We start from the raw sequence: 22802 nt of genomic DNA, 5'->3' as shown, positions 1-22802 counted from the left end.
CAGCGGATTGAACGCACGTGTCTGAGTCAGCACGTCTCGTCGACGTACACACCAGAGGGCCCGTTCCCGCGGCCCCATGCCCGTCCGACCGGACCGGTGAGAGAGTGCGGCCCCCCGCGGTGGCGGCACCCCCGGTCACAGCGTCGGTCTGTCGCCACGTCGCGTCCAGCGGCGTCCGCGGCCAGCACCCCTGAGCCACCCCGCGCACCACGCACGCCGCCACCCGCGCGCCGGAACATGAGTTCCGACGTGGCGGGTTGAGCGGCGCGCGCCCTCGTTCCAGCGAAGTACGAAGCACCCAGCCCGAAGCCGCACAGCACACAGCACACGCACAGCACGCAGGCCCGATCCTCTCCCCCACACATCCCTGCCCCCACATCTCCCTGCCCCCCGCCTTCCGCCACCCCCTCCCCCCACCTGCCCGCCACCCTCCCCGCTCGCCCCTCCCTGCCCTCAGCCTTGCCTTCACTTTGCGTTTTCTCCCTCTTCGCCCCGCATTGCCCTGTTGAGCTTCTGGAGCTTTCGTGACCGACGTTCAAGGACTTTCCGCCGCCCGCACCGGGGAGTCGTACCCCCCGGCCACCTTCCCGTCCCTGTTCCAGGAGCGGGTCCGCGAGTCGCCTGCGGATCCGGCCGTCGAGTCGGACGAACACCGTTGGTCCTACGGGGAGTTGGACGCCCACGCGAACCAGGTGGCGCACTGGCTCGCCGACCGCGGTATCGGCCCCGAGCAGCTGGTCGCGGTGGCCATGCCCCGCTCGGCCTGGCAGGTCGCCGTCGTCCTCGGCATCATGAAGGCGGGCGCGGCCTATCTGCCCGTCGACCTCGCCTACCCGGACGAGCGCATCACGTACATGATGGGCGACGCCGCCCCCGCGGCCCTGCTCACCACCCGGGCCGCGGCCGGCCAGCTGCCGCCGGATCTCGCCACCCAGGTCCTCGCCGTCGACGCCCCGGAGCACGAGGCGGCCCGGCGGCAGGCGCCCACCGACGCCCCCGTCGTCGAGGGCGCCGCCACACCCGTCGGCCTCACCCGCGCCGCGTACGTCATCTACACCTCGGGCTCGACCGGCCGCCCCAAGGGCGTCACCGTCACCCACACCGGGCTCGCGGCGCTCAGCGCCACCACCCGCGCCCGCCTCGACCTCGACCCGCGCTCCCGCGTGCTCCAGTTCGCGTCGCCCAGCTTCGACGCGGCCTTCTGGGAGCTGGTCATGGCCCTCACCACCGGCGCCACGCTCATCGTGCCCGGGGAGCAGCGCGTGGTCGGCGCCGACCTCGCCGAGCTGCTCGCCGAGCGCCGGATCACGCACTCCGTGCTGCCGCCCAGCGTCGTCGCGACCCTCCCCGACGACGCCCCGCGCACCCTCACCGAGCTGCGCACCCTCGCCGTCGGCGGCGAGGCCTGCCCGCCCGCCCTCGTCGCCCGCTGGGCCCCCGGCCGCCGGTTCATCAACGCGTACGGCCCCACCGAGACCACCGTCTGCGCGGCCGTCAGCGGCCCCCTGGACGCGGACCGCGCGCCCATCGGCACGGCCGTCGTCGACAACCGGGTCCTCGTCCTCGACGAGGCGCTCGCGCCGGTGCCGCCGGGCACCCCCGGCGAGCTGTACGTCGCGGGCCCGAGCCTGGCGCGCGGCTATCTGGGCCGCCCGTCGATGACCGCGTCCCGTTTCACCGCCGACCCGTACGGCCCCTCCGGCTCCCGCATGTACCGCACCGGCGACATCGTGCGGGAGGACATCGACGGGCAGTTGGAGTATCTGAGCCGCGGCGACGACCAGGTCAAGGTGCGCGGCCTGCGGATCGAGACCGGCGAGGTGGAGGCGGCCCTCGCGGCGCACCCGAAGGTCCGCCAGGCCGTGGTCGTCGCCCGCGAAGGGCGCGGCGGCCGGGGCAAGCAGCTGGTCGGATACGTCGTTCCGGTGGCCGAGGGGGACACCCAGAGGGCCCAACCCGGCGCCGCCGTCGGGCACTTGTCGTACGACGCGGGCTTCGCCCCCGGTGAGCTGCGGGACTTCGTCGCGCAGCGGCTGCCCGAGTTCATGGTGCCCGCCGTGGTGCTCGTCCTCGACGCGCTGCCGCTGACCCCGCACGGCAAGGTGGACAAGAAGGCGCTGCCGGAGCCGGAGTTCCGGGGCGCCGCGTACCGCGCGCCCGCTTCGGTGACCGAGGAGGTGCTCGCGGCGGCGTTCGCCGAGGTGCTCGCGGTCGACCGGGTCGGCGTCGACGACGACTTCTTCACCCTCGGCGGGGACAGCATCCAGGCCCTCCAGGTCGCCTCGCGGGCCCGGACCCGCAGCGTGGAGGTCACCTCGCGCCTGATCTTCAAGCACCGGACCGTGGCCGCCCTCGCCGAGGCGGTCGCCGCGCAGTCGTCGCAGAGCGCGCCGGTGCTCGCGGAGCCGGACGGGGGCGGCGTGGGCTTCATGCCGCTGCTTCCGGTGGCGCGGATGCTCAAGGACGGCCCCGGCTTCCAGCGGTTCCTCCAGGCCATGGTCCTCGACCTGCCCGACGGCGTCGACCGGGCCTCGCTCGCCGAGACCCTGACCGCGGTCGTCGACGGGCACGACCTGCTGCGCTGCCGCCTCACCGACGAGGGCGACGGCGGTCTCGTGGTCGCGCCGCGCGGCGCGGTCGACGTGGACGAACTGCTCCAGCGGGTCGGGTGCGACGGACAGTGGGAGGAGGAGTCCTTCCGCGAGCTGCTCCTGGCCGAACTGGACGCCGCCGCGGGGCGGTTGGACCCGGCGGACGGCGTGGTCGCCCAGTTCGTGTGGTTCGACCCGGGCGCCGGGCGGCCGGGGCGGCTGCTCGTGGTCCTGCACCACCTGGTCGTCGACGGAGTGTCGTGGCGGATTCTGATGCCGGATCTGGCGGCGGCCTGGCAGCAGGTGCGGGCGGGCCGGATCCCGCAGGTCGCGCCGGTGGCGACGTCCGTGCGGGGCTGGACGCAGGCCCTGGTGAAGGAGGCGGCGCGGCCGGAGCGGGTGGCCGAGCTCGACCTGTGGCGGTCCGCGGTCGAGGGCCCCGACCCGGTCCTCGGCAGCCGGCGCCTCGACCCCGCGACCGATGTCCGCGCCCGGGTGCACGAGACCCGCGTACAGCTGTCGCCCGAGGTCACCGAGGCGGTCCTGACCTCGCTGCCCGCCGCGTTCCACGGCGAGGTCAACGACGGCCTGCTCGCGGCGCTCGCCCTCGCGGTCGCGCGGTGGCGGCGTGCGCGGGGCGTCGAGGAGTCCTCCTCGCTGATCCGCCTCGAAGGGCACGGCCGCGAGGAGGCGGCGGCCGCGGGTGCCGATCTGTCGCGCACGGTGGGCTGGTTCACCAGCGTGTTCCCGGTCCGGCTCGATGTCGCCGGGGTGGACGTCGCCGACGCGTTCGGCGGCGGGGCGGCCGCGGGCCGGGCCGTCAAGGCGGTCAAGGAGCAGCTGCGCGCCGTCCCCGACAAGGGCATCGGCTACGGCCTGCTCCGGCATCTGAACGCGGAGACCGCCGCGGTGCTCGCGCCGCACGGCACCGGGCAGATCAGCTTCAACTACCTGGGCCGGTTCTCTGCGGACGCCGACATGCCCGCCCACCTGCGGGGCCTCGGCTTCACGCAGGCCCGCACCGCCGACCTGGACGTCCTGGACGCCGCACACGACCCGCGGATGCCCGCGCTCGCCGAGCTCGACATCAACGCGTCGGTCACCGACAGCGCCGAAGGCCCGCGCCTGAGCGCCCTGTTCGAGGCTCCGGAGGGGGTCCTCACGCCCGCCGAGACCCAGGAGCTCGCCGATCTGTGGTGCGCCGCCCTCGAAGGGCTCGCCCGCCACGCCACCGCGCCGGACGCGGGCGGCCTGACGCCGTCGGACGTGCCGCTGGTGCGGGTGGGCCAGGGCGACATCGAGGCCTGGGAGCGGCGCTATCCGGGCGGTCTCGCCGACGTGTGGCCGGTGTCCCCGCTCCAGTCGGGGCTCCTGTTCCACTCGCGGATGGCCCTTGAGTCCGGGGCCGCCTTCGACGCGTACCAGGTGCAGTACGTCCTGCACCTGTCGGGCCCGGTGTCCGCCGGGCGGCTGCGCACGGCCGGGCAGGCGCTTCTCGACCGGCACTCCGCGCTGCGCGCCGCCTTCGTCCCCGGCCCCGGCAACGAGCTGGTCCAGCTCGTCGTCGACGGCGTCGAACTGCCCTGGCAGGAGCGGGACCTGACCGCGCTCGCACAGGACGTGCGGGGCAAGGCGTTCGAGGAGTTCCTCGCCGACGACCTGAAGGCGCACTTCGACCCGGCGGCGCCGCCGATGCTGCGCCTGGCCCTGGTCTCCCTGGCGGCCGACCGCCACGAGCTGGTCCTGACGGCCCACCACGCGCTGTTCGACGGCTGGTCCCTGCCCCTGCTCGCCCAGGACCTCCTGCACCTGTACGCCGGGAACGGCGACGCCGCGCTGCTGCCGCGTGCCCGCAGCTACCGGGACTACCTGGCGTGGCTGTCCGAGCAGGACTCCACCGCGTCCGTCCGCGCCTGGGCGGACGAGCTCAGCGGCGTCGACGAGCCCACGCTGCTCGCGCCCCGCACGGACGCGAAGGCCGAGGAGAGCACCGGTGTCGACCAGGTCGACATCCCCGTGCCGCCCGAGACGTTCCGCGACCTGGCCCGGCGCGCCAAGGACCTCGGTGTCACGCTCAACACCCTGGTGCAGGGCGCCTGGGGCATCCTGCTCAGCCGTCTGACGGGACGCCAGGACGTGGTGCTCGCCACCACGGTGGCCGGGCGGCCGCCGGCGCTCCCGGGCGCGGACTCGGTCGTCGGCATGTTCCTCAACACCGTGCCCGTGCGCGTCCCGTGCGCGCCGGGCGACTCGCTCGGGCAGCTCCTGAGCGGTCTCCAGGAGCGCCAGGCCGGGCTCCTCGACCACCACCACCTGAGCCTCGGCGACATCCAGCGCGGCACGGGCCTGGAGAGCCTGTTCGACACGCTGATCGGCTTCGAGTCGTTCCCGCTGGACCGCGCGGGCATGGCCGAGGCGAGCGCGGCCGCCGGGATCTCCGTCACCGGCATCCGCGCCTTCACGACCAGCCACTACCCGGTGACCGTCTTCGTCTACCCGGACGGCCCCCGGCCCAGCGTCAACCTGCACTACCAGCGGCACCTGTTCGAGCCGGGCCGCGCGAGGGACATCGCCACCCGGTTCGCCCGCGTCCTCGACCGGCTCGCCGCCGACCCGCACGCCCGGGTCGGTGACGTCGACCTCCTGACGGCCGCCGAGCGCGCCGAGCTCCTGACCGGCCTCGACCGTACGTCCGCGGCGGTGCCGGAGGCCACGGTGCCCGCGCTGTTCGAGCGGCAGGCGGACGCGACACCGGACGCGGTGGCCCTCCAGCTGGGCGCCCTTGAGCTGACGTACCGTCAACTCGATGAGCGGGCCAACCGCTTGGCGCGGGTGCTGAGCGAGCGCGGCGTCCGCGGCGAGTCGATCGTCGGCGTGTCCCTGCCGCGTTCGGCGGAGTACGCCGTGACGGTCCTCGCGGTCCTCAAGGCGGGCGGCGCCTATCTGCCGCTCGACCCCGAGTACCCGGCCGAGCGCCTGGAGTTCATGCTCCGCGACGCCGCGCCCACGGCCCTGGTGACGGATGCCGCGACCGTGCCGTCCCTGCCCGCGAGCGACTGCGCCCGCGTCGTCCTCGACGCCCCCGACACGGCCGCCGCCCTGGCGTCGGCGTCCCCCGAGCGCCCGGACACCGCACCGGGGCACCCGGAGCAGCTGGCGTACGTGATCTACACCTCCGGCTCCACGGGCACCCCCAAGGGCGTGGCCGCGACGCACCGGGACATCACCTCGCTCACCGTCGACGGGCACTTCCAGGGCGGCGCCCACGCGCGCGTCCTGCAGCACGCCCCGCTGGCCTTTGACGCCTCCACGTACGAGCTGTGGGTGCCGCTGCTCGACGGCGGCACCGTGGTGGTGGCGCCGCCGGGCCTGCTCGACCCGCACACCCTCGGCTCGCTGATCGCCGAGCACCGGATCAGCGCGGTCTTCATGCCCGCGGGCCTGTTCAAGGTGGTCGCCGAGGTGCGGCCGCAGTGCTTCAGCGGCGTACGGGAGGTCTGGACGGGCGGCGAGGTGGTGTCCCCGGCCGCCGTCGAGCGGGTCATCGCGGCCTGCCCCGGCACCGAGGTCGTGGACGTCTACGGCCCGACCGAGACCACGACCTTCGCCACCTGCCACCCGATGTCCCGCGCGGACGAGGTGACCGACCCGCTGCCGATTGGGCGGCCCATGGACACCATGGGCGCCTACGTCCTCGACGACCGCCTGCGCCCGGTGCCCGCGGGCGTTCCCGGCGAGCTGTACCTCACCGGCGCGGGTCTGGCCCGCGGCTATCTGAACCGGCACGCCCTGACCGCCGAGCGGTTCGTGGCCTGCCCGTTCGGCGACCTGCCGGGCGCACGCATGTACCGCACCGGCGACGTCGTCGCCCGGACCGAGGACGGGCGGCTGCTCTTCCACGGCCGCACCGACTCCCAGGTCAAGATCCGCGGCTTCCGCATCGAGCCCGGCGAGATCGGCGCCGTCCTGGAGAGCCACCCCGGCATCACCCACGCCGTCGTGCTCCCGCACGCGGACGGCACCGGCTCCGGCAAGCAGCTGGTGGCGTACGTGGTCCCGGAGCGGACCGCCGTCCCCGTCGAGGAGCTGCGCACCCATGTGGCGCGGTCCCTGCCGGAGTACATGGTCCCGGCGGCGTTCCTGCTCATCGACGAGCTGCCGCTGACCGCCAACGGCAAGCTGGACGCGGCCGCGCTGCCCGCGCCGGAGTTCCGCGGCACCGCCTACCGCGCCCCGCGCAGCTCCCAGGAAGAGGTGCTCGCCGGCCTGTTCGCGCAGGTCCTCGGCGTCGAGAAGGTCGGCATCGACGACGACTTCTTCGCGCTCGGCGGCAACTCGCTGCTGGTGACGCAACTGACCGGCCTGATCGCCGACAAGCTCGGCGTCCGCGTGCCCATCCGGGCCGTCTTCGACCGACACACCATCGCTGAACTGTCGCACACGGTGAAGGAAGCCACGGCCACCACCGGCCGTCCCCGTCTGCGCAGGATGAACAGGAGTGGCAAGTAATGATCCCGTTGTCCTACGCACAGCAGCGCCTGTGGTTCGTCGACCGCCTCGAAGGCGCGTCGGCCACCTACAACGTGCCCTTCCTCGTGCGCCTCACCGGCGACCTGGACGCGGCCGCGCTCACGGCGGCCGTGCGCGACGTGGTCACCCGCCACGAGACCCTGCGCACCCTGTTCGTCGAGACCGCCGACGGCGTCCCGAGCCAGGAGATCCTGGAACCCGACGACGAGACGATCGTCACGCTCGACGTCCCGCTCGTCGAGGTCGAGCCGGCGGAGCTCGACGAGGCGATCACGCGGGCCGCGGCCTACGCGATCACCCTGTCCGAGGAGATCCCGGTCCGCGCCACCCTCTTCCGGGCGGCGCCGCGCGAGCACCACCTGCTCCTGCTCGTCCACCACATCGCGGGCGACGGCCAGTCCATGGGCCCGCTCTCCCGTGACCTCGCCACCGCGTACACCGCGCGGGCCGCGGGCCACGCACCGGACTGGGAAGAGCTCCCGGTGCAGTACGTCGACTACACCCTGTGGCAGCGCGAGCTCCTCGACGACGACCCCGACGGCACCCTGGCGCCGCAGCTCGACTACTGGAGCAGCGAACTCGCGGGCATCCCGCAGCCGTTGCCCCTGCCTTTGGACCGGCCGCGCCCGGAGGTGGCGAGCCACCGCGGCGACGGCGTGCGCCTCGCCGTGGGCCCCGAGCTGCTCGCCCGCGTCGAGGAGCTCGCCCTGCGCACGGACTCCTCGGCGCCGATGGTGTTCCAGGCGGCCCTCGCGGTGCTCCTGCAGCAGCTGGGCGCCGGTGACGACGTGACCGTCGGCGCCACCATCGCGGGCCGCACCGACCCGCAGCTCGCCGACCTGGTCGGCTTCTTCGTCAACACGTGGGGCCTGCGCACCGACCTGTCCGGCGCCCCGACGTTCGAGCAGCTCCTGCAGCAGGTGCGGGGCAAGGCCCTGGCCGCGTACGACAACCAGGACGCGCCGTTCGACCGCCTGGTGGAGATCCTCAACCCGGTGCGCTCCACCGCGTACCACCCGCTGTTCCAGACGATGTTCACGTGGGACTACGGCGGCCGCATCGAGTTCGAACTACCGGGCGTCAGCGCCTCGTTCGAGCCCGTGGCGACCGCGACGGTCAAGTGCGATCTGGAGTTCCACTTCTTCGCGGACTCCGCGGCGCGGGATCTGGAGATCTACGTCGCGTACGCCACGGACCTGTTCGACCGGGCGACGATGGAGGCGATCGCCGACCGCTACGTGCGGGTCGTGCGGCAGCTCGTCACCGAGCCGACGCGCCCCGTCACCTTCACGGACGTCCTCGACGCGGACGAGCGGGACCTGGTCCTGCGCCGCTTCAACGACACCGCGGCCGCGACGGACGAGCGCACGGTCCCGCAGCTCTTCGCCGAGCGGGCCACAGCCACCCCGGATGCCCCCGCTGTCATCGACGGTGAACAGCGCCTCAGCTACCGGGAGTTGGACGAGCGCGCCAACCGGCTCGCCCATGTCCTGGCCGCCCGCGGCGTGACCCAGGAGTCGGTGGTCGGCTTCGCCCTGCCCCGCTCCCTGGACCAGGTCACCACCGTCCTCGCGATCCTGAAGGCGGGCGGCGCCTATCTGCCCCTCGACCCGGACTATCCGGCGGACCGCCTCGCCTACATGCTCCAGGACAGCGCCCCGGCCCTCGTCGTCACCGACTCCGCCACCTCCGCGCAGCTCCCGGAGAGCGGCTCCCCCCGCCTCGTCCTGGACGCGGCGGACACGGTCGCGGAGATCGCGGCGGCCGTGGCGGCTCCCCTGCCATCGGGCGCTGCCGACCAGCTCGCGTACGTCATGTACACCTCCGGCTCCACCGGCAAGCCCAAGGGCGTCGGCGTCACCCACCGCGGCGTCGTACGCCTCGCCACCGACCGCATCTACGACACCGACGCGCACGAGCGGGTCCTGCTGCACTCCGCGCAGGCCTTCGACGCCTCCACCTACGAGCTGTGGGTCTCCCTCCTGCGCGGCGGCGCCCTCGTCGTGGCGCCCCCCGGACGCCTGGACGCGGCCGCCCTCGCCCGCGTCGTGGCCGAGGAGAAGGTCACTTCGGCCGTGCTGGCGGCCGGGCTCTTCAAGGTGCTCTCCGAGGAACTGCCCCAGGCGTTCGCCGGCATGCGCGAGGTGTGGTCCGGCGGCGACGTCGTCGCGCCCGCGGCCGTGGCCGAGATCATGGCGGCGTCGCCGGGCATCGCGGTGGTGAACGGCTACGGCCCCACCGAGGCCACCATGGCCGCCTCCACCCACCGCATGACCAGCCCCGACCAGATCGCCCCCGTCGTCCCGATGGGCCGCCCGCTGGACAACACCCGCCTGTACGTCCTCGACGCGGCACTGCGCCCCGTACTCCCCGGCGTCCCCGGCGAGCTCTACATCGCGGGCGACCGCCTCGCACGCGGCTACCTCAACCGGCACACCCTCACGGCGGAGCGCTTCGTCGCCGACCCGTTCGGCCCCGCCGGCGAGCGCATGTACCGCACCGGCGACGTCGTCGCCTGGACCAAGGAAGGCCGCCTCGTCTTCCACGGGCGCGCCGACTCCCAGGTGAAGATCCGCGGCTTCCGCATCGAACCCGGCGAGATCGAGGCCGCCCTCGCCACCCACCCCGGCGTCGCCCAGACCGTCGTGACGGCCCGCGGCACCGCCCAGGACGCCGCGAAGCAGCTGGTCGCGTACGTCGTGCCCGCCGACGGAGCGGACGGGGCGGACCTCGCCCCGGCCGTCCTGCGCGGCCACCTCCAGGACCGGCTGCCCGCGCACATGGTGCCCGCCGCGTTCGTCACCCTGGACCGGCTGCCCCTGAACCCCAGCGGCAAGCTCGACCACAAGGCGCTGCCCGCCCCGGACTTCGCCGCGCAGACCACGAGCCGCGCCCCGCGCACCGAGCGCGAGGAGCTGCTGTGCACGCTGTTCGCCGAGGTGCTCGGCCTTGAGCGGGTCGGCATCGACGACGACTTCTTCGCCCTGGGCGGCCACTCGCTGCTCGCGACCAGGCTGATCAGCCGCATCCGCAAGGCGGCGGGCGCCGAGGTCTCGCTGCGGGCCCTGTTCACCCACCCGACCGTGGTCGGTCTCGCCCCGCACCTGGACGGCGAGGCGCGGGCCCAGGCGCCGCTGGTGCGCGTCACGGAGCGGCCCGAGCGGCTTCCGCTGTCCTTCGCCCAGCAGCGCCTGTGGTTCCTGCACCAGCTGGAGGGCCCGTCGGCGACGTACAACATGCCGCTGGTCCTGCGCCTCACCGGTGACCTCGACGTCCGGGCCCTTGAGTCGTCCCTCAACGACCTGGTCGCCCGCCACGAGTCCCTGCGCACGGTGTTCCCCGCGGCCGCCGACGGCACGTCCTACCAGCACATCCTGGACCCCGAGCAGGCGCGCGTCACCTTCGCCGAGCGGTCCGTGGACGGCGCGGACGCGCTCGCGGAGGCCGTCGCTGGCACCGCGCGGCACGCCTTCGACCTCGCCACGGACCTGCCCGTCCGCGCCTGGCTGTTCCACGCGGGCCCGTCCGACGCGGTGCTCGTCCTCGTGATGCACCACATCGCGGCCGACGGGTTCTCCATGGCCCCGCTCACCCGCGACCTGGCCACCGCCTACACCGCCCGCGCCGGGGGCGCCGCGCCCGACTGGGCGCCGCTGCCGGTGCAGTACGCCGACTACACGCTGTGGCAGCACGAGCTGCTCGGCGACGCGAACGACCCCGACAGCCTCTTCAGCCGGCAGTACGCCTACTGGCGCGACCAGCTCGCGGGCCTTCCCGAGCACGTCACGCTGCCCGCCGACCGGCCGCGTCCGGCCGCGCTCGACCACAGCGGCGACCTGCTGCGCTTCCGCCTGGACGCCGAACTCCACCGCGGCGTCGCGGAGTTGGCGCGTACCTCGGGCGCGACGCCGTTCATGGTGCTTCAGGCCGCGATGGCCGCGCTGCTCACCCGGCTCGGCGCGGGCCAGGACATCTCCCTGGGCAGCGGCATCGCGGGCCGCACCGACGAGGGCCTGACGGACCTCGTCGGCATGTTCGTGAACCTCCAGGTGATCCGGACGGACACCTCGGGCGACCCGACGTTCGCCGAACTCCTCGGCCGGGTGCGCGAGACGAGCCTCGCGGCCCTCACCCACCAGGACATCCCCTTCGACTCCCTGGTGGAGAAGCTCAGCCCGGAGCGCTCGACCTCGCACCACCCGCTGTTCCAGATCGTCCTGGTCCTGCAGAACACCGAGCAGGCCCACTTCGACCTGCCGGGCCTGCGCATCCAGGCCGAGGGCACCGGCACCGGCACGTCGCGCTGCGACCTCGTCCTTAGCCTCAGCGAGACCTTCGCGGACGGCACGGAGCCCGCGGGCATCGACGTCCTGGCCGAGTACTCGACCGAGCTGTTCGACGCCGCGACGATCGCGACCGCCGTCGACCGCCTGCGGCGCGTCCTCGCCACCGCGGTCGCCCACCCCTCGTACCGCATCAGCCAGGCGGACCTGCTTACGCCCGAGGAGCGCGAGCAGCTGCTCGGCGCACCCACCGGGCAGGCCGTGGCACAGGCCACGTTCCCCGAGCTGTTCGCGGCGCGGGTGCGGCAGGCCCCGGACGCCCCGGCGGTGGACTCCGACGACGGCGTGTGGTCGTACGCGGATCTTGACGCGCGCGCCAACCGGATCGCGCACTGGCTGACCGCCCGCGGCATCGGTCCCGAGCAGCCGGTGGCGGTGGCCCTGCCGCGCGGGGCGGACCAGGTGGCGGCGGCCCTCGGCGTCCTCAAGGCGGGCGCGGCCTACATGCCGGTCGACCTGGACTACCCGGCCGACCGCATCACGTACATGGTCACCGACGCCGCTCCCGCGGTGCTCCTGAGCACCCGGGCCGCCGTGGACCGGCTGCCCGCGGGGCTGCCCACCGACGTCGTCGGCATCGACGCGCCGGAGGTCCAGGAGGCGTGGCGCGCCGCGCCCGCCACCGACCCCGCCGTCCCGCTGCGGGCCGCCCACCCGGCGTACGTCATCTACACCTCGGGCTCCACCGGCCGCCCCAAGGGCGTCGCCGTCCAGCACACCGGACTCGCCGCGCTCAGCGCCACCCACCTGGCCCGCTTCGAGGTCACGCGGGACTCCCGGGTCCTGCAGAGCGCGGCGCCGAGCTTCGACGCGGCCTTCTGGGAGCTGGTCATGGCGCTGACCACCGGCGCCACGCTGGTCGTGCCGCCGCAGGCGCGCCTGGTGGCCGACGAGCTGTACCGCGCCCTGGACGAGCGCCGCGTCACGCACGCCACCATTCCGCCGAGCGTGCTCGCCACCCTGCCCGACGACGCGCCGCGCACCCTGTCGGGCCTGCGTGTCCTCGCCGTCGCGGGCGAGGCCTGCCCGCCCGCTCTGGCCGCCCGCTGGGCCCCGGGGCGCAGCTTCATCAACGCCTACGGCCCCACCGAGACCACCGTGTGCGCGGCCGCGAGCGACCCGCTCGACGGAGGCGCCGTCCCCATCGGCTCGGCCGTCGCCGACACCCGGCTCCTCGTCCTGGACGACCGCCTCGCCCCGGTGCCGCCGGGCGCCCCCGGCGAGTTGTACGTCGCGGGCCCCTCCCTGGCGCGCGGCTACCTCGGCCGCCCCGACCTGACCGCCGCCCGCTTCACCGCGGACCCCTACGGCCCCGCAGGCTCCCGCATGTACCGCACGGGCGACGTGGTGCGCCGGAGCTCCGACGGGCAGCTCGAGTACCTGGGCCGCAGCGACGACCAGGTGAAGGTGCGCGGCCTGCGCATCGAGCCGGGCGAGATCGAGGCCGTGCTCACCGACCACCACGGGGTCGCGCAGGCCGCCGTGGTCGTCCGCGAGAACCGCGGCGCCGCGCAGCTGGTCGGCTATGTCGTGCCCGGCGGCGCGGCGGGCGGAGACCAGGGCGGTGGCGATGTCGACCTCACGTCCGGCGTCTCGGTCAAGGACCTGCGCCGGCACGCGTCGGGGCGGCTGCCCGACTTCATGGTCCCGTCGGCGTTCGTCCTCGTCGAGGAGCTGCCGCTGACCCCGAACGGCAAGCTGGACAAGGCAGCCCTGCCGGATCCGGAGTTCTCCGGCGGCGAGTACCGCGCGCCCGAGACCGCGGCCGAGAAGGCCCTCGCGGGCGCCTACGCCGAGGTCCTCGGCCTCGAACAGGTCGGCGTCGACGACGACTTCTTCGCGGTCGGCGGCGACAGCATCCGCTCCATCCAGGTCGTGTCGCGGGCCCGCGCGCACGGCGTCGAGGTCACGCCGCGGCAGATCTTCGAGTGCCGCACGGTGGCGCGGCTCGCCGAGGCCGCGGAGAGCGCCGGCGGCGCCGTACCGGTCCTGGCGGAGATCGAGGGGGGCGGCGTGGGCTTCCTGCCGCTGCTGCCCATCGCCCGCCACTTCACCGAGCTGGACGGCGGATTCGAGCGGTTCTCCATGGCGATGGTGGTGGACCTGCCCGTCGGCATCGACGAGGAGGGCCTGGTCGCCACGCTGTCGGCGGTCGTGGACCACCACGACGTGCTGCGCTCGCGCCTGGTGGTGGAGGGCGAGCCGGGCCTTCGGGTCACCGAGCCCGGCACGGTCGACGTGTCCGGTCTGATCCGCCGCCTGGACTGCGACGGCGGCTGGCAGGACCTCGGCTGGCGCCGGCGCGCCACGGCCGAACTCGACGCCGCCACCGGCGCGTTGGACCCCGAGGCCGGGGTCATGGCCCGGTTCGTGTGGTTCGACGCGGGCCCGGAGACCGCGGGGCGCCTCATCGTCGTCCTGCACCACCTGGTCGTCGACGGCGTGTCCTGGCGCATCCTCCTTCCCGACCTCGCCGAGGCCTGGGAGCAGGTCCGCGCGGGCCGGACGCCCGCGCTCGCCCCGGTCGCCACCTCCGTACGCCAGTGGGCGCACGCCCTCGCCGAGAAGGCCGCGAGCCCGGAGCGGACGGCCGAGCTCGACCTGTGGCGCTCCGTGGTCGAAGGCCCCGACCCGCTGATCGGGTCCCGCGCGCTCGACCCGGCCGTGGACCTGCGCTCCACGATGCAGAGCGTCGAGGTGCAGCTGCCCGCGGAGGCCACCGAATCGCTGCTCACCACGGTCCCGGCCGCCTTCCACGGCGGCGTCAACGACGGCCTGCTCACCGCGCTCGCCCTGGCGCTCGCCACCTGGCGCGAGCGGCGCGGCGTCGAGGAGACCTCGGCCCTGATCCGCCTGGAGGGCCACGGCCGCGAGGAGGGCGCCGTGCCCGGCGCCGACCTCTCCCGCACCGTGGGCTGGTTCACCAGCATGTACCCGGTCCGGCTCGACGTCGGCGGCTGCGACCTGGCGGACGCCGTCGCGGGCGGCGCGTCCGCGGGGGCCGCCGTCAAGGCGGTCAAGGAGCAGCTGCTCGCCGTGCCCGACAAGGGCATCGGCTACGGCCTGCTCCGGCACCTGAACTCCGGGACGGCCGACGCCCTCACGGAGTGCGGGGACGGGCAGATCACCTTCAACTACCTGGGCCGGTTCACCACACAGGACATGCCGGAGCAGCTGCGCGGCCTGGGCTTCACGCTGGCCCCCGACGCCCAGGACCTGGCCGTCGACCTCGGCGCCGACCTGCCCGCGCTCGCCTCGGTGGAGATCAACTCCTATGTCCTCGACAGCGCGGAAGGGCCGCGCCTGAGCGCCGAGTTCGGCTTCCCCTCCGGGCTGCTCACGGCGGCCGACGTGCGGGAGCTCGCGGAGCTGTGGCGCACCGCCCTGGAGGGTCTCGCCCGGCACGCGGCCCGGCCCGGCGCGGGCGGCCTGACGCCGTCGGACGTCCCGCTCGCCGAGGTCACCCAGGGGGACCTGGAGACCTGGGAGGAGCGCTACCCGGGCCTCGTCGACGTCTGGCCGCTGACCGCGACGCAGTCCGGCATCCTCTTCCACAGCATGCTGGCGGACGCCTCGTTCGACGCGTACCACATGCAGTTCGTGCTGCACCTGTCCGGCGCCGTGGAGCCGGACCGGATGCGCGCGGCCGCGCAGGGCCTGCTCGACCGGCACGCCAATCTGCGGACCGCGTTCGTCACCGGCTCCTCCGGCGAGCAGGTGCAGCTCGTCCTGGAGCACGTCGCCCTGCCGTGGCTGTTCGTGGACCTGAGCGAGCTGCCCGAGGCCGACCGGGACGAGCGGTTCGAGCGGCTACTCGCCGGCGACCAGGCGGCCCACTTCGACCCGGCCCAGGCGCCGCTCCTGCGGATGACCCTGGTCCGGATGACCGAGGACCGCGCCGAGCTGGTCCTCACCGCCAACCACGCCCTGATCGACGGCTGGTCGATGCCGCTGCTCCTGCAGGACCTGATCCGCGGGTACGGCGCGGGCGGCGACCTGTCCGCGCTGCCGCGGGTGCGGCCGTACCGGGACTTCGTGGCCTGGCTCGCCCAGCAGGACCGGGGGGCCGCGGCGCGCGCCTGGGCCGACGAGCTCGCCGGGCTCACGGAGCCGACGATGCTGGCCCCCGCCGAGGCCGCCGACGCCGCTCACGCCGCCGAGCGCGGCGGGCTCGGCGAGATCGAGGTTCCGCTCGACGCCGCGGTGTCGCGCGCCCTCACCGCCCGCGCGGGCGAGTTGGGCATCACCGCCAACACGCTGCTCCAGGGCGCCTGGGGCGTGCTGCTCGGGCAGTTGACGGGGCGTCAGGACGTGGTGTTCGGCGCGACCGTCTCCGGCCGTCCGCCACAGGTGGCGGGCTCCGGCGAGATGGTCGGCCTGTTCATCAACACGCTGCCGGTGCGCGTGGAGTTCTCGCCGCGGGCCACGTTCGCGGAGGTGCTCGGCGCGCTCCAGGAGCGCCAGACGGTCCTGATGGACCACCACCATCACGGCCTGAGCGAGATCCACGAGGCCGCGGGCCTCGGCACGCTGTTCGACACGATGGTGGTCTTCGAGTCGTACCCGGTCGACCGAGAGGGCATGGCGGACGCGCACGCGGAGGCGGGCGTCGCCGTCACCGGCATCCGTCCGTCCAACGGCACGCACTATCCGCTCGCGGTGTTCGGCATCGCCGACCCGCAGCTGAAGGTGGCCCTCCAGTACCAGGACGACCTGTTCACCGCCGAGGAGGCCGAGCGGATAGGCGCCCGCCTCGGCCGGCTCCTGAGCCAGGTCGCCGCCGACCCGCACACGCCGCTCCCCCGCCTCGACATCCTGGCCGAGGCCGAACGCGACCTGGTCCTGCGGCAGTTCAACGAAACGGCCACCGAGGTGCCCGAGCGGACCGTCGTCGCCCTGTTCGAGGAGCAGGCCGCCCGCGCGCCGGAGGCCACCGCGGTGGTCCACGACGGCGAACGGCTCACCTACGGCGAGCTGAACGCGCGCGCCAACCGGCTCGCACGGCACCTGGCCGCGCGCGGCATCGGCGCCGACACCCTGGCCGCCGTGGTCCTGCCGCGCACCCCCGACCTGGTCGTGGCGATCCTCGCGGTCCTCAAGACCGGCGCCGCGTACGTCCCGATCGACCCCGGCTACCCGGGGACGCGGCTCGCGCACATCCTGGCGACCGCCGAGCCCCGCCTGATCGTCACCGACACGGGCGGCGCCGACGTCCTGCCCGACGGCACCGCGGCCGAGCGCCTGCTGCTCGACCGGGTGGACGTGTCGGGCCTCGCGGGCGGCGACCTGGACGACAGCGAGCGCACCCGCCCGCTGCTGCCCGCCGACCTGCTCTACCAGGTGTACACGTCCGGCTCCACGGGCCTGCCCAAGGGCGTGAGCATCACCCACACCAACGTCGTGAACGCCCTGGACGGTCTGGTCAAGTCGGTCGGTGTGGAGCCGGGTTGGCGCATGCTGGCCAGCACCTCGATCGGCTTCGACGTGGCCGCGTTCGAGCTGTTCTCCACGCTCACCACGGGCGGAAGCGTCGAACTGGTCCGTGACGTGCTCGCCCTCGCCGACCGCGGCAGCTGGGACATCGACGTGATCAGCTCGGTGCCCTCGGCGTTCGCGGAGCTCGTCGACCAGCTCGGCGGCCGTGTCGCCCCGAAGTGCCTGGTCTTCGCGGGCGAGGCGCTGCCCCCGGCGCTGGTGGAGCGCGTCCGCGCGCACTGGCCGGACGTCCGGATCGTCAACGGCTACGGCCCCAGCGAGACGTACTACGTCACGGCGCACCCCCTGGACGCCGGCCTCACGTACGCCTCGGGCGTGCCGATCGGCCGCCCCCTGGGCAATCTGCGCGCCTACATCCTGGACGCGGGCCTGAACCCGGTGGCCCCGGGCGCGGTCGGCGAGCTGTACATGGGCGGCGCCGGAGTGGGCCGCGGCTACCACAACCGGCCCGCGCTGACCGCCGAGCGCTTCGTCGCCGACCCGTTCGGGCCGGCGGGCGGACGCCTGTACCGGACCGGTGACCTGGCCCGCTGGAGCGCGGACGGCGCCCTGGAGTACGTCGGCCGCGCCGACTCCCAGGTGAAGATCCGCGGCTTCCGCATCGAGCCCGGCGAGGTCGAGGCCGCGGTGGCGGCGCACCCGCGGGTCGCGCAGGCCGCGGTGGTCGTGCGGGGCGGCGCGGGCAGCAAGCAGCTGGTCGCGTACGCCGTCCCGGCCGGCTCCGGGGAGCTGCTTCCGTCGGCCGAGCTGCGGTCCTTCGTGGCCGAGCGGCTGCCGGAGTTCATGGTGCCGAGCGCGTTCGTCACCCTGGACCGGCTCCCGCTGTCCCCGAACGGCAAGCTCGACCAGAAGGCGCTCCCGGCGCCCGAGCTGACCGGCGCGGCGGCCTACCGGGCGCCGCGCACCGCGCAGGAGAAGGTCCTCGCGGGCCTGTTCGCCGATGTCCTCGGCCTCGACAGGGTCGGCATCGACGACCACTTCTTCGACCTGGGCGGCCACTCGCTGCTCGCCACCCGGCTCGTCAGCCGCGTCCGCGCGGAGATGGGCGCCGAGCTGCCCATCCGGGTCGTGTTCTCCGCGCCGACCGTGGCCGAGCTCGCCGCGCACCTCGGTGGCGGCGCTCCGGTCAGGATCCCGCTCACCCGGGACGAGGCGCGCCGGGAGCGGGTGCCGCTGTCCTTCGCCCAGCAGCGGCTGTGGTTCATCGACAAGTTCGAGGGCCCGTCCGCCACGTACAACACGCCGTTCCCGCTGCGGCTGCGCGGCGACCTCGACGCCGGGTCCCTGGCGGCGGCCGTGCGCGACGTGGTCGGGCGGCACGAGAGCCTGCGCACGGTCTTCGCCGAGGGCGAGAGCGGCACTCCGTACCAGCGGGTGCTGCCCGCCGCCGACGTACGCGTCGACGTGCCGGTGACGGACGTGGCGGCCGAGGGAGTACGGGCCGCGATCGCGGACTTCAGCGGGCACTGCTTCGACCTGAGCCGGGAGATCCCGGTCCGGGCCGGTCTCCTGCGGGTCGACGAGCGGGACCACGTCTTCGTCCTGATGACCCATCACATCGCGAGTGACGGCGCGTCGATGGCGCCGCTGCTCCGGGACCTGTCCACCGCGTACACGGTCCGTCTCGCGGGCGCGGCACCGGCGTGGGACGACCTGCCGGTGCAGTACGTCGACTACACCCTGTGGCAGCGCGAGCTGCTCGGCTCGGAGGACGACCCGGACAGCCTGCTCTCCGCCCAGTTCGACTACTGGCGCAAGGAGCTGGCCGGGGTGCCGCAGCCGCTGCACCTGCCCACCGACCGGCCGCGCCCGGAGCGGGCGAGCTACCGGGGCGACGTCGTCGAGCTCGCCCCGCTGGCGCCCGATGTCGTGGCGCGGGTGGAGGCGCTGGCGCGCGAGCGCGGCGCGACGACGTCGATCGTCCTGGAGGCGGCGCTGGCGGTGCTGCTGCACGGCCTGAGCGGCGAGGACGACATCACCATCGGCTCGCCCATCGCCAACCGCACCGACGACGGCCTCACCGACCTGGTCGGCTTCTTCGTCAACACCTGGGTCCTGCGGGCCCGGCTGGCGGGCGGCCCGACCTTCGCGGACCTCGTCGACCAGGTCCGCGCCAAGTCCCTGGCCGCGTACGACCACCAGGACGTGCCCTTCGAGCGCCTGGTGGAGATCCTCAAGCCGGAGCGGTCGACGGCGTACTCGCCGCTGTTCCAGGTGGTGTTCGCCTGGCAGAACTTCGACCGCACGCCGATGCTCCTGCCGGGCCTCGACGCCGAGTTCGAGATGGTCCACAACGGCACCGCGAAGTTCGACCTGTCCTTCAACCTGGCGGAGCTGCCGGGCGAGGGCCTGGTGGGTGCCCTGGAGTACGCCACGGATCTGTTCGACCCGGCGACGGCACAGGCGCTCGGCGAGCGGTTCCTGCGGCTCGTCGGGGAGCTGGTGGCGGACCCGCACACGTCCCTGAGCCGCTTCGACGTCCTCGACGCGGACGAGCGGGACCTGGTCCTGCGCCGCTTCAACGACACCGCGGCCGCGGCGGACGACCGCACGGTCCCGCAGCTCTTCGCCGAGCGGGCCGCAGCCACCCCGGACGCTCCCGCGATCATCGACGGTGAACAGCGGCTCACGTACCGGGAGTTGGACGAGCGCGCCAACCAGCTCGCCCGCGTCCTGGCCGCCCGCGGCGTGACCCAGGAGTCGGTGGTCGGCTTCGCCCTGCCCCGCTCCCTGGAGCAGGTCACGGTCGTTCTCGCGATCCTGAAGGCGGGCGGCGCCTATCTGCCCCTCGACCCGGAGTACCCGGCGGACCGCCTCGCCTACATGCTCCAGGACAGCACCCCGGCCCTCGTCGTCACGGACTCCTACACCGCCGCGCAGCTCCCGGAGAGCGACTGCCCCCGCCTCGTCCTGGACGCCGTGGACACGCTCACGGAGATCGCGGCGGCTGCGTCGGCGCCCCTGCCGTCGGGCCATGGCGACCAGCTCGCGTACGTGATGCACACCTCCGGCTCCACCGGCAGGCCCAAGGGCGTGGGCGTCACCCACCGCGGTGTCGTACGCCTGGTCACCGACCGCGCTTATGACACCGACGCGCACGAGCGGGTCCTGCTGCACTCCGCGCAGGCCTTCGACGCCTCGACGTACGACCTGTGGGTCCCCCTGCTGCGGGGCGGCGCCCTCGTCGTCGCGCCGCCCGGGCGCCTGGACGCGGCCGGTCTGGCGCGGGTCGTCAGCGAGCAGCGGGTGACGTCCCTGCTGATGGCGGCCGGGCTCTTCAAGGTGATCGCGGACGAGTCGCCCGAGGCGTTCGCCGGCATCCGCGAGGTGTGGTCCGGCGGCGACGTGATGTCCCCGGCGGCCGCGGCGCAGATCATGGCGGCGTCCCCCGGCATCACGGTGGTCAACGCCTACGGCCCGACCGAGGCCACCATGGCCGCATCCACCCACCGCCTGACCCGGCCCGCCGGGATCGACGCGGCCGTCCCGATGGGCCGTCCACTGGACAACACCCGCCTGTACGTCCTCGACGCGGCACTGCGCCCCGTACTCCCCGGCGTCCCCGGCGAGCTCTACATCGCGGGCGACCGCCTCGCACGCGGCTACCTCAACCGGCACACCCTCACGGCGGAGCGCTTCGTCGCCGACCCGTTCGGCCCCGCCGGCGAGCGCATGTACCGCACCGGCGACGTCGTCGCCTGGACCAAGGAAGGCCGCCTCGTCTTCCACGGGCGCGCCGACTCCCAGGTGAAGATCCGCGGCTTCCGCATCGAACCGGGTGAGATCGAGGCCGTCCTGGTCGCGCACCCGGGCGTCGCCCAGGCCGTCGTGACGGCCCGCGGCAGCGCGCGGGACGCCGCGAAGCAGCTGGTCGCGTACGTCGTGCCCGCCGAGGACGGCGAGGCGGCGCACGCCGACCTGCGGACCCACGTCGCGGACCGGCTGCCCGCGCACATGGTGCCCGCCGCGTTCGTCACCCTGGACCGGCTGCCCATGAACCCCAGCGGCAAGCTGGACTACAAGGCGCTGCCCGCGCCCGAACTGACCGGCGCGAGCGCCTATGTGGCGCCGCGCACCCCGCAGGAGGAGGTCCTCGCGGACCTGTACGGGGACGTCCTCGGCGTCGAGAAGGTCGGCGTCGACGACAACTTCTTCGACCTGGGCGGCCACTCGCTCGCCGCGACCCAGCTCGTCAGCCGGATCCGCAAGGCGCTGGCGGTGGACGTGCCGGTGCGCCTGGTCTTCGAGTCCCCGACCGTCGGGGAGCTCGCGCGGGCGCTGGCGTCCGGCTCGGTGCCGGGCGGTCACACCGACCCGTACGGCGTCGTCCTGCCCCTCAGGGCCGGCGGCGACGGCGCTCCCGTGTGGTTCATCCACCCCGGCAGCGGCCTGTCCTGGTCGTACCTGGGCATGGCGACGCGGCTCGGGGACCGGCCCGCGTACGGCATCCAGGCGCGGGGCTTCGACGGTGCGCCGCTGCCGGAGACCTTCGCGTCGATGGTGCTCGACTATGTGGAGCAGATCCTCAGCGTCCAGCCGGGCGGCACGTTCCACCTGGTCGGCCACTCCATCGGCGGCACCCTGGCGCACGCCGTCGCGGCCGAACTCCAGCGCCGCGGCCACGACGTGCCGTTCGTCGCCGTCCTCGACTCGGCGCCCAGCACCCTGCTCGCGGGGCTCGAACTGGACGTCGACCCGGCCGAGGCCCGCGACTTCCTCGCGGGCTACCTGCCGGGAGGCGACGACGACAACGACCGCAAGGCCCTCATCGACAACGGCACGGCCATCATGATCGAGCACGCCCGGCTGGTACGGGACTTCGTCCAGCCCCGGGAGTACCGCGGGGACATGCTGTTCTTCAACGCGGCCCTGAGCCCCGAGGACTCCTTCGCCCCGCTGTGGGAGCCGCACGTCCAGGGCACCGTGCACACGTACGACATCGAGGCCACGCACATGGGGCTCACCGACCCCGAACCCGCGTCCCACATCTGCCAGGTCATCAACCGACACCTGGAAGCGTAAGAACACCCGAGGAGCAAGCAACCATGAGCAGCAACCCCTTCGACGACGAGACCGGCACCTTCTACGTCCTCGTGAACGACGAGGACCAGCACTCGCTGTGGCCGTCGTTCGCCGAGGTCCCCGCGGGCTGGCGGATCGTGTTCGGCGCCGACGAGCGCCAGAAGTGCCTCGATTACGTCGAGCAGAACTGGACCGACCTGAGGCCGAAGAGCCTGCGCGAGGCGATGGCCGGCTGACGGCCACCGCGTGAGAGGGCCCGGCACGGCCGAACCCCGTGCCGGGCCCTCCCGTTGTCGCACTCCGGTCTCTGCGGGCCCCGTCCCGGTGAGATCATGCACCGGACACAGGCCGTACGGTACGACAGCTATCTGTCCTGGCCGACCCCGACGGGCAGCACCTCCGCGTCGCGGAAGGCCTGTCCTCCGTGGAGACCTTCGCCGCGCTCGACCTCGCCCTGATCGAGGCGGCTGCGCGTCGCCGTGGAGCTCGACGGCTTCGAGTACCACTGCAGCAGGTCCGCGTTCGTCTACGACCGCGTACGGCAGAACGACCTGGCCGGCAACCTCTTCAGCCTGGCCACGCCCGCACCGGCCGTGCCGCGGCCGGACGTCGGGTACTTCGACCTGGCGCGCGGCCGGCTCGACCTGAGGCCGCTGCGGGTGTGCCAACGCGAAGCCCTGACCGCGCTCGCGGCGACGCTGTCGGCGGCCGGGTGAGCGGGTCCCGGCAACGGATGCCGGAAACGGATGAGGGGCCGCTCCGGATTCCTCCGGAGCGGCCCCTCATAAACTACTCTATGGTGTCGGGGCGAATGGTTTTG

Annotated in this window: 4 protein-coding genes; all 4 read left to right on the top strand. The window is 74.1% G+C overall.

Annotated elements, in window-relative coordinates; all coding sequences use genetic code 11:
• Window positions 1-524 precede the first annotated feature (524 nt).
• The 4 genes from ACFWZ5_RS13570 to ACFWZ5_RS13555 all read left to right on the top strand — a co-directional run bounded on the left by ACFWZ5_RS13570 (window position 525) and on the right by ACFWZ5_RS13555 (window position 22698).
• A complete protein-coding gene (locus ACFWZ5_RS13570) occupies window positions 525-7100 on the top strand; it encodes an amino acid adenylation domain-containing protein (RefSeq protein ID WP_384789980.1) in 6576 nt (2191 codons plus the stop codon).
• The gene (locus ACFWZ5_RS13565) at window positions 7100-21982 is read left to right on the top strand and encodes an amino acid adenylation domain-containing protein (RefSeq protein ID WP_384890727.1); all 14883 of its coding nucleotides are present in this window, start codon (window positions 7100-7102) and stop codon (window positions 21980-21982) included. Before ACFWZ5_RS13570 ends, ACFWZ5_RS13565 begins: the two co-directional genes overlap by 1 nt.
• Before the next feature lie 23 nt (window positions 21983-22005).
• Window positions 22006-22218, top strand: coding sequence for an MbtH family protein (locus tag ACFWZ5_RS13560; RefSeq protein WP_384789974.1), 213 nt, complete (start codon window positions 22006-22008; stop codon window positions 22216-22218).
• Window positions 22219-22461: 243 nt separating this feature from the next.
• The gene (locus ACFWZ5_RS13555) at window positions 22462-22698 is read left to right on the top strand and encodes a hypothetical protein (protein WP_384789971.1); all 237 of its coding nucleotides are present in this window, start codon (window positions 22462-22464) and stop codon (window positions 22696-22698) included.
• Window positions 22699-22802 lie beyond the last annotated feature (104 nt).

Origin of the sequence: Streptomyces sp. NPDC059003, assembly GCF_042740445.1 — a bacterium.
Classification (GTDB): Bacteria; Actinomycetota; Actinomycetes; order Streptomycetales; family Streptomycetaceae; genus Streptomyces.
This window is presented reverse-complemented; position numbering and strand designations above follow the sequence as displayed.

What these genes read in the sequence shown, in the direction of transcription:
- ACFWZ5_RS13565 (WP_384890727.1), top strand. Translation starts at nt 7,100, where the DNA reads ATGATCCCGTTGTCCTACGCACAGCAGCGCCTGTGGTTCGTCGACCGC.
- ACFWZ5_RS13560 (WP_384789974.1), top strand. Translation starts at nt 22,006, where the DNA reads ATGAGCAGCAACCCCTTCGACGACGAGACCGGCACCTTCTACGTCCTC.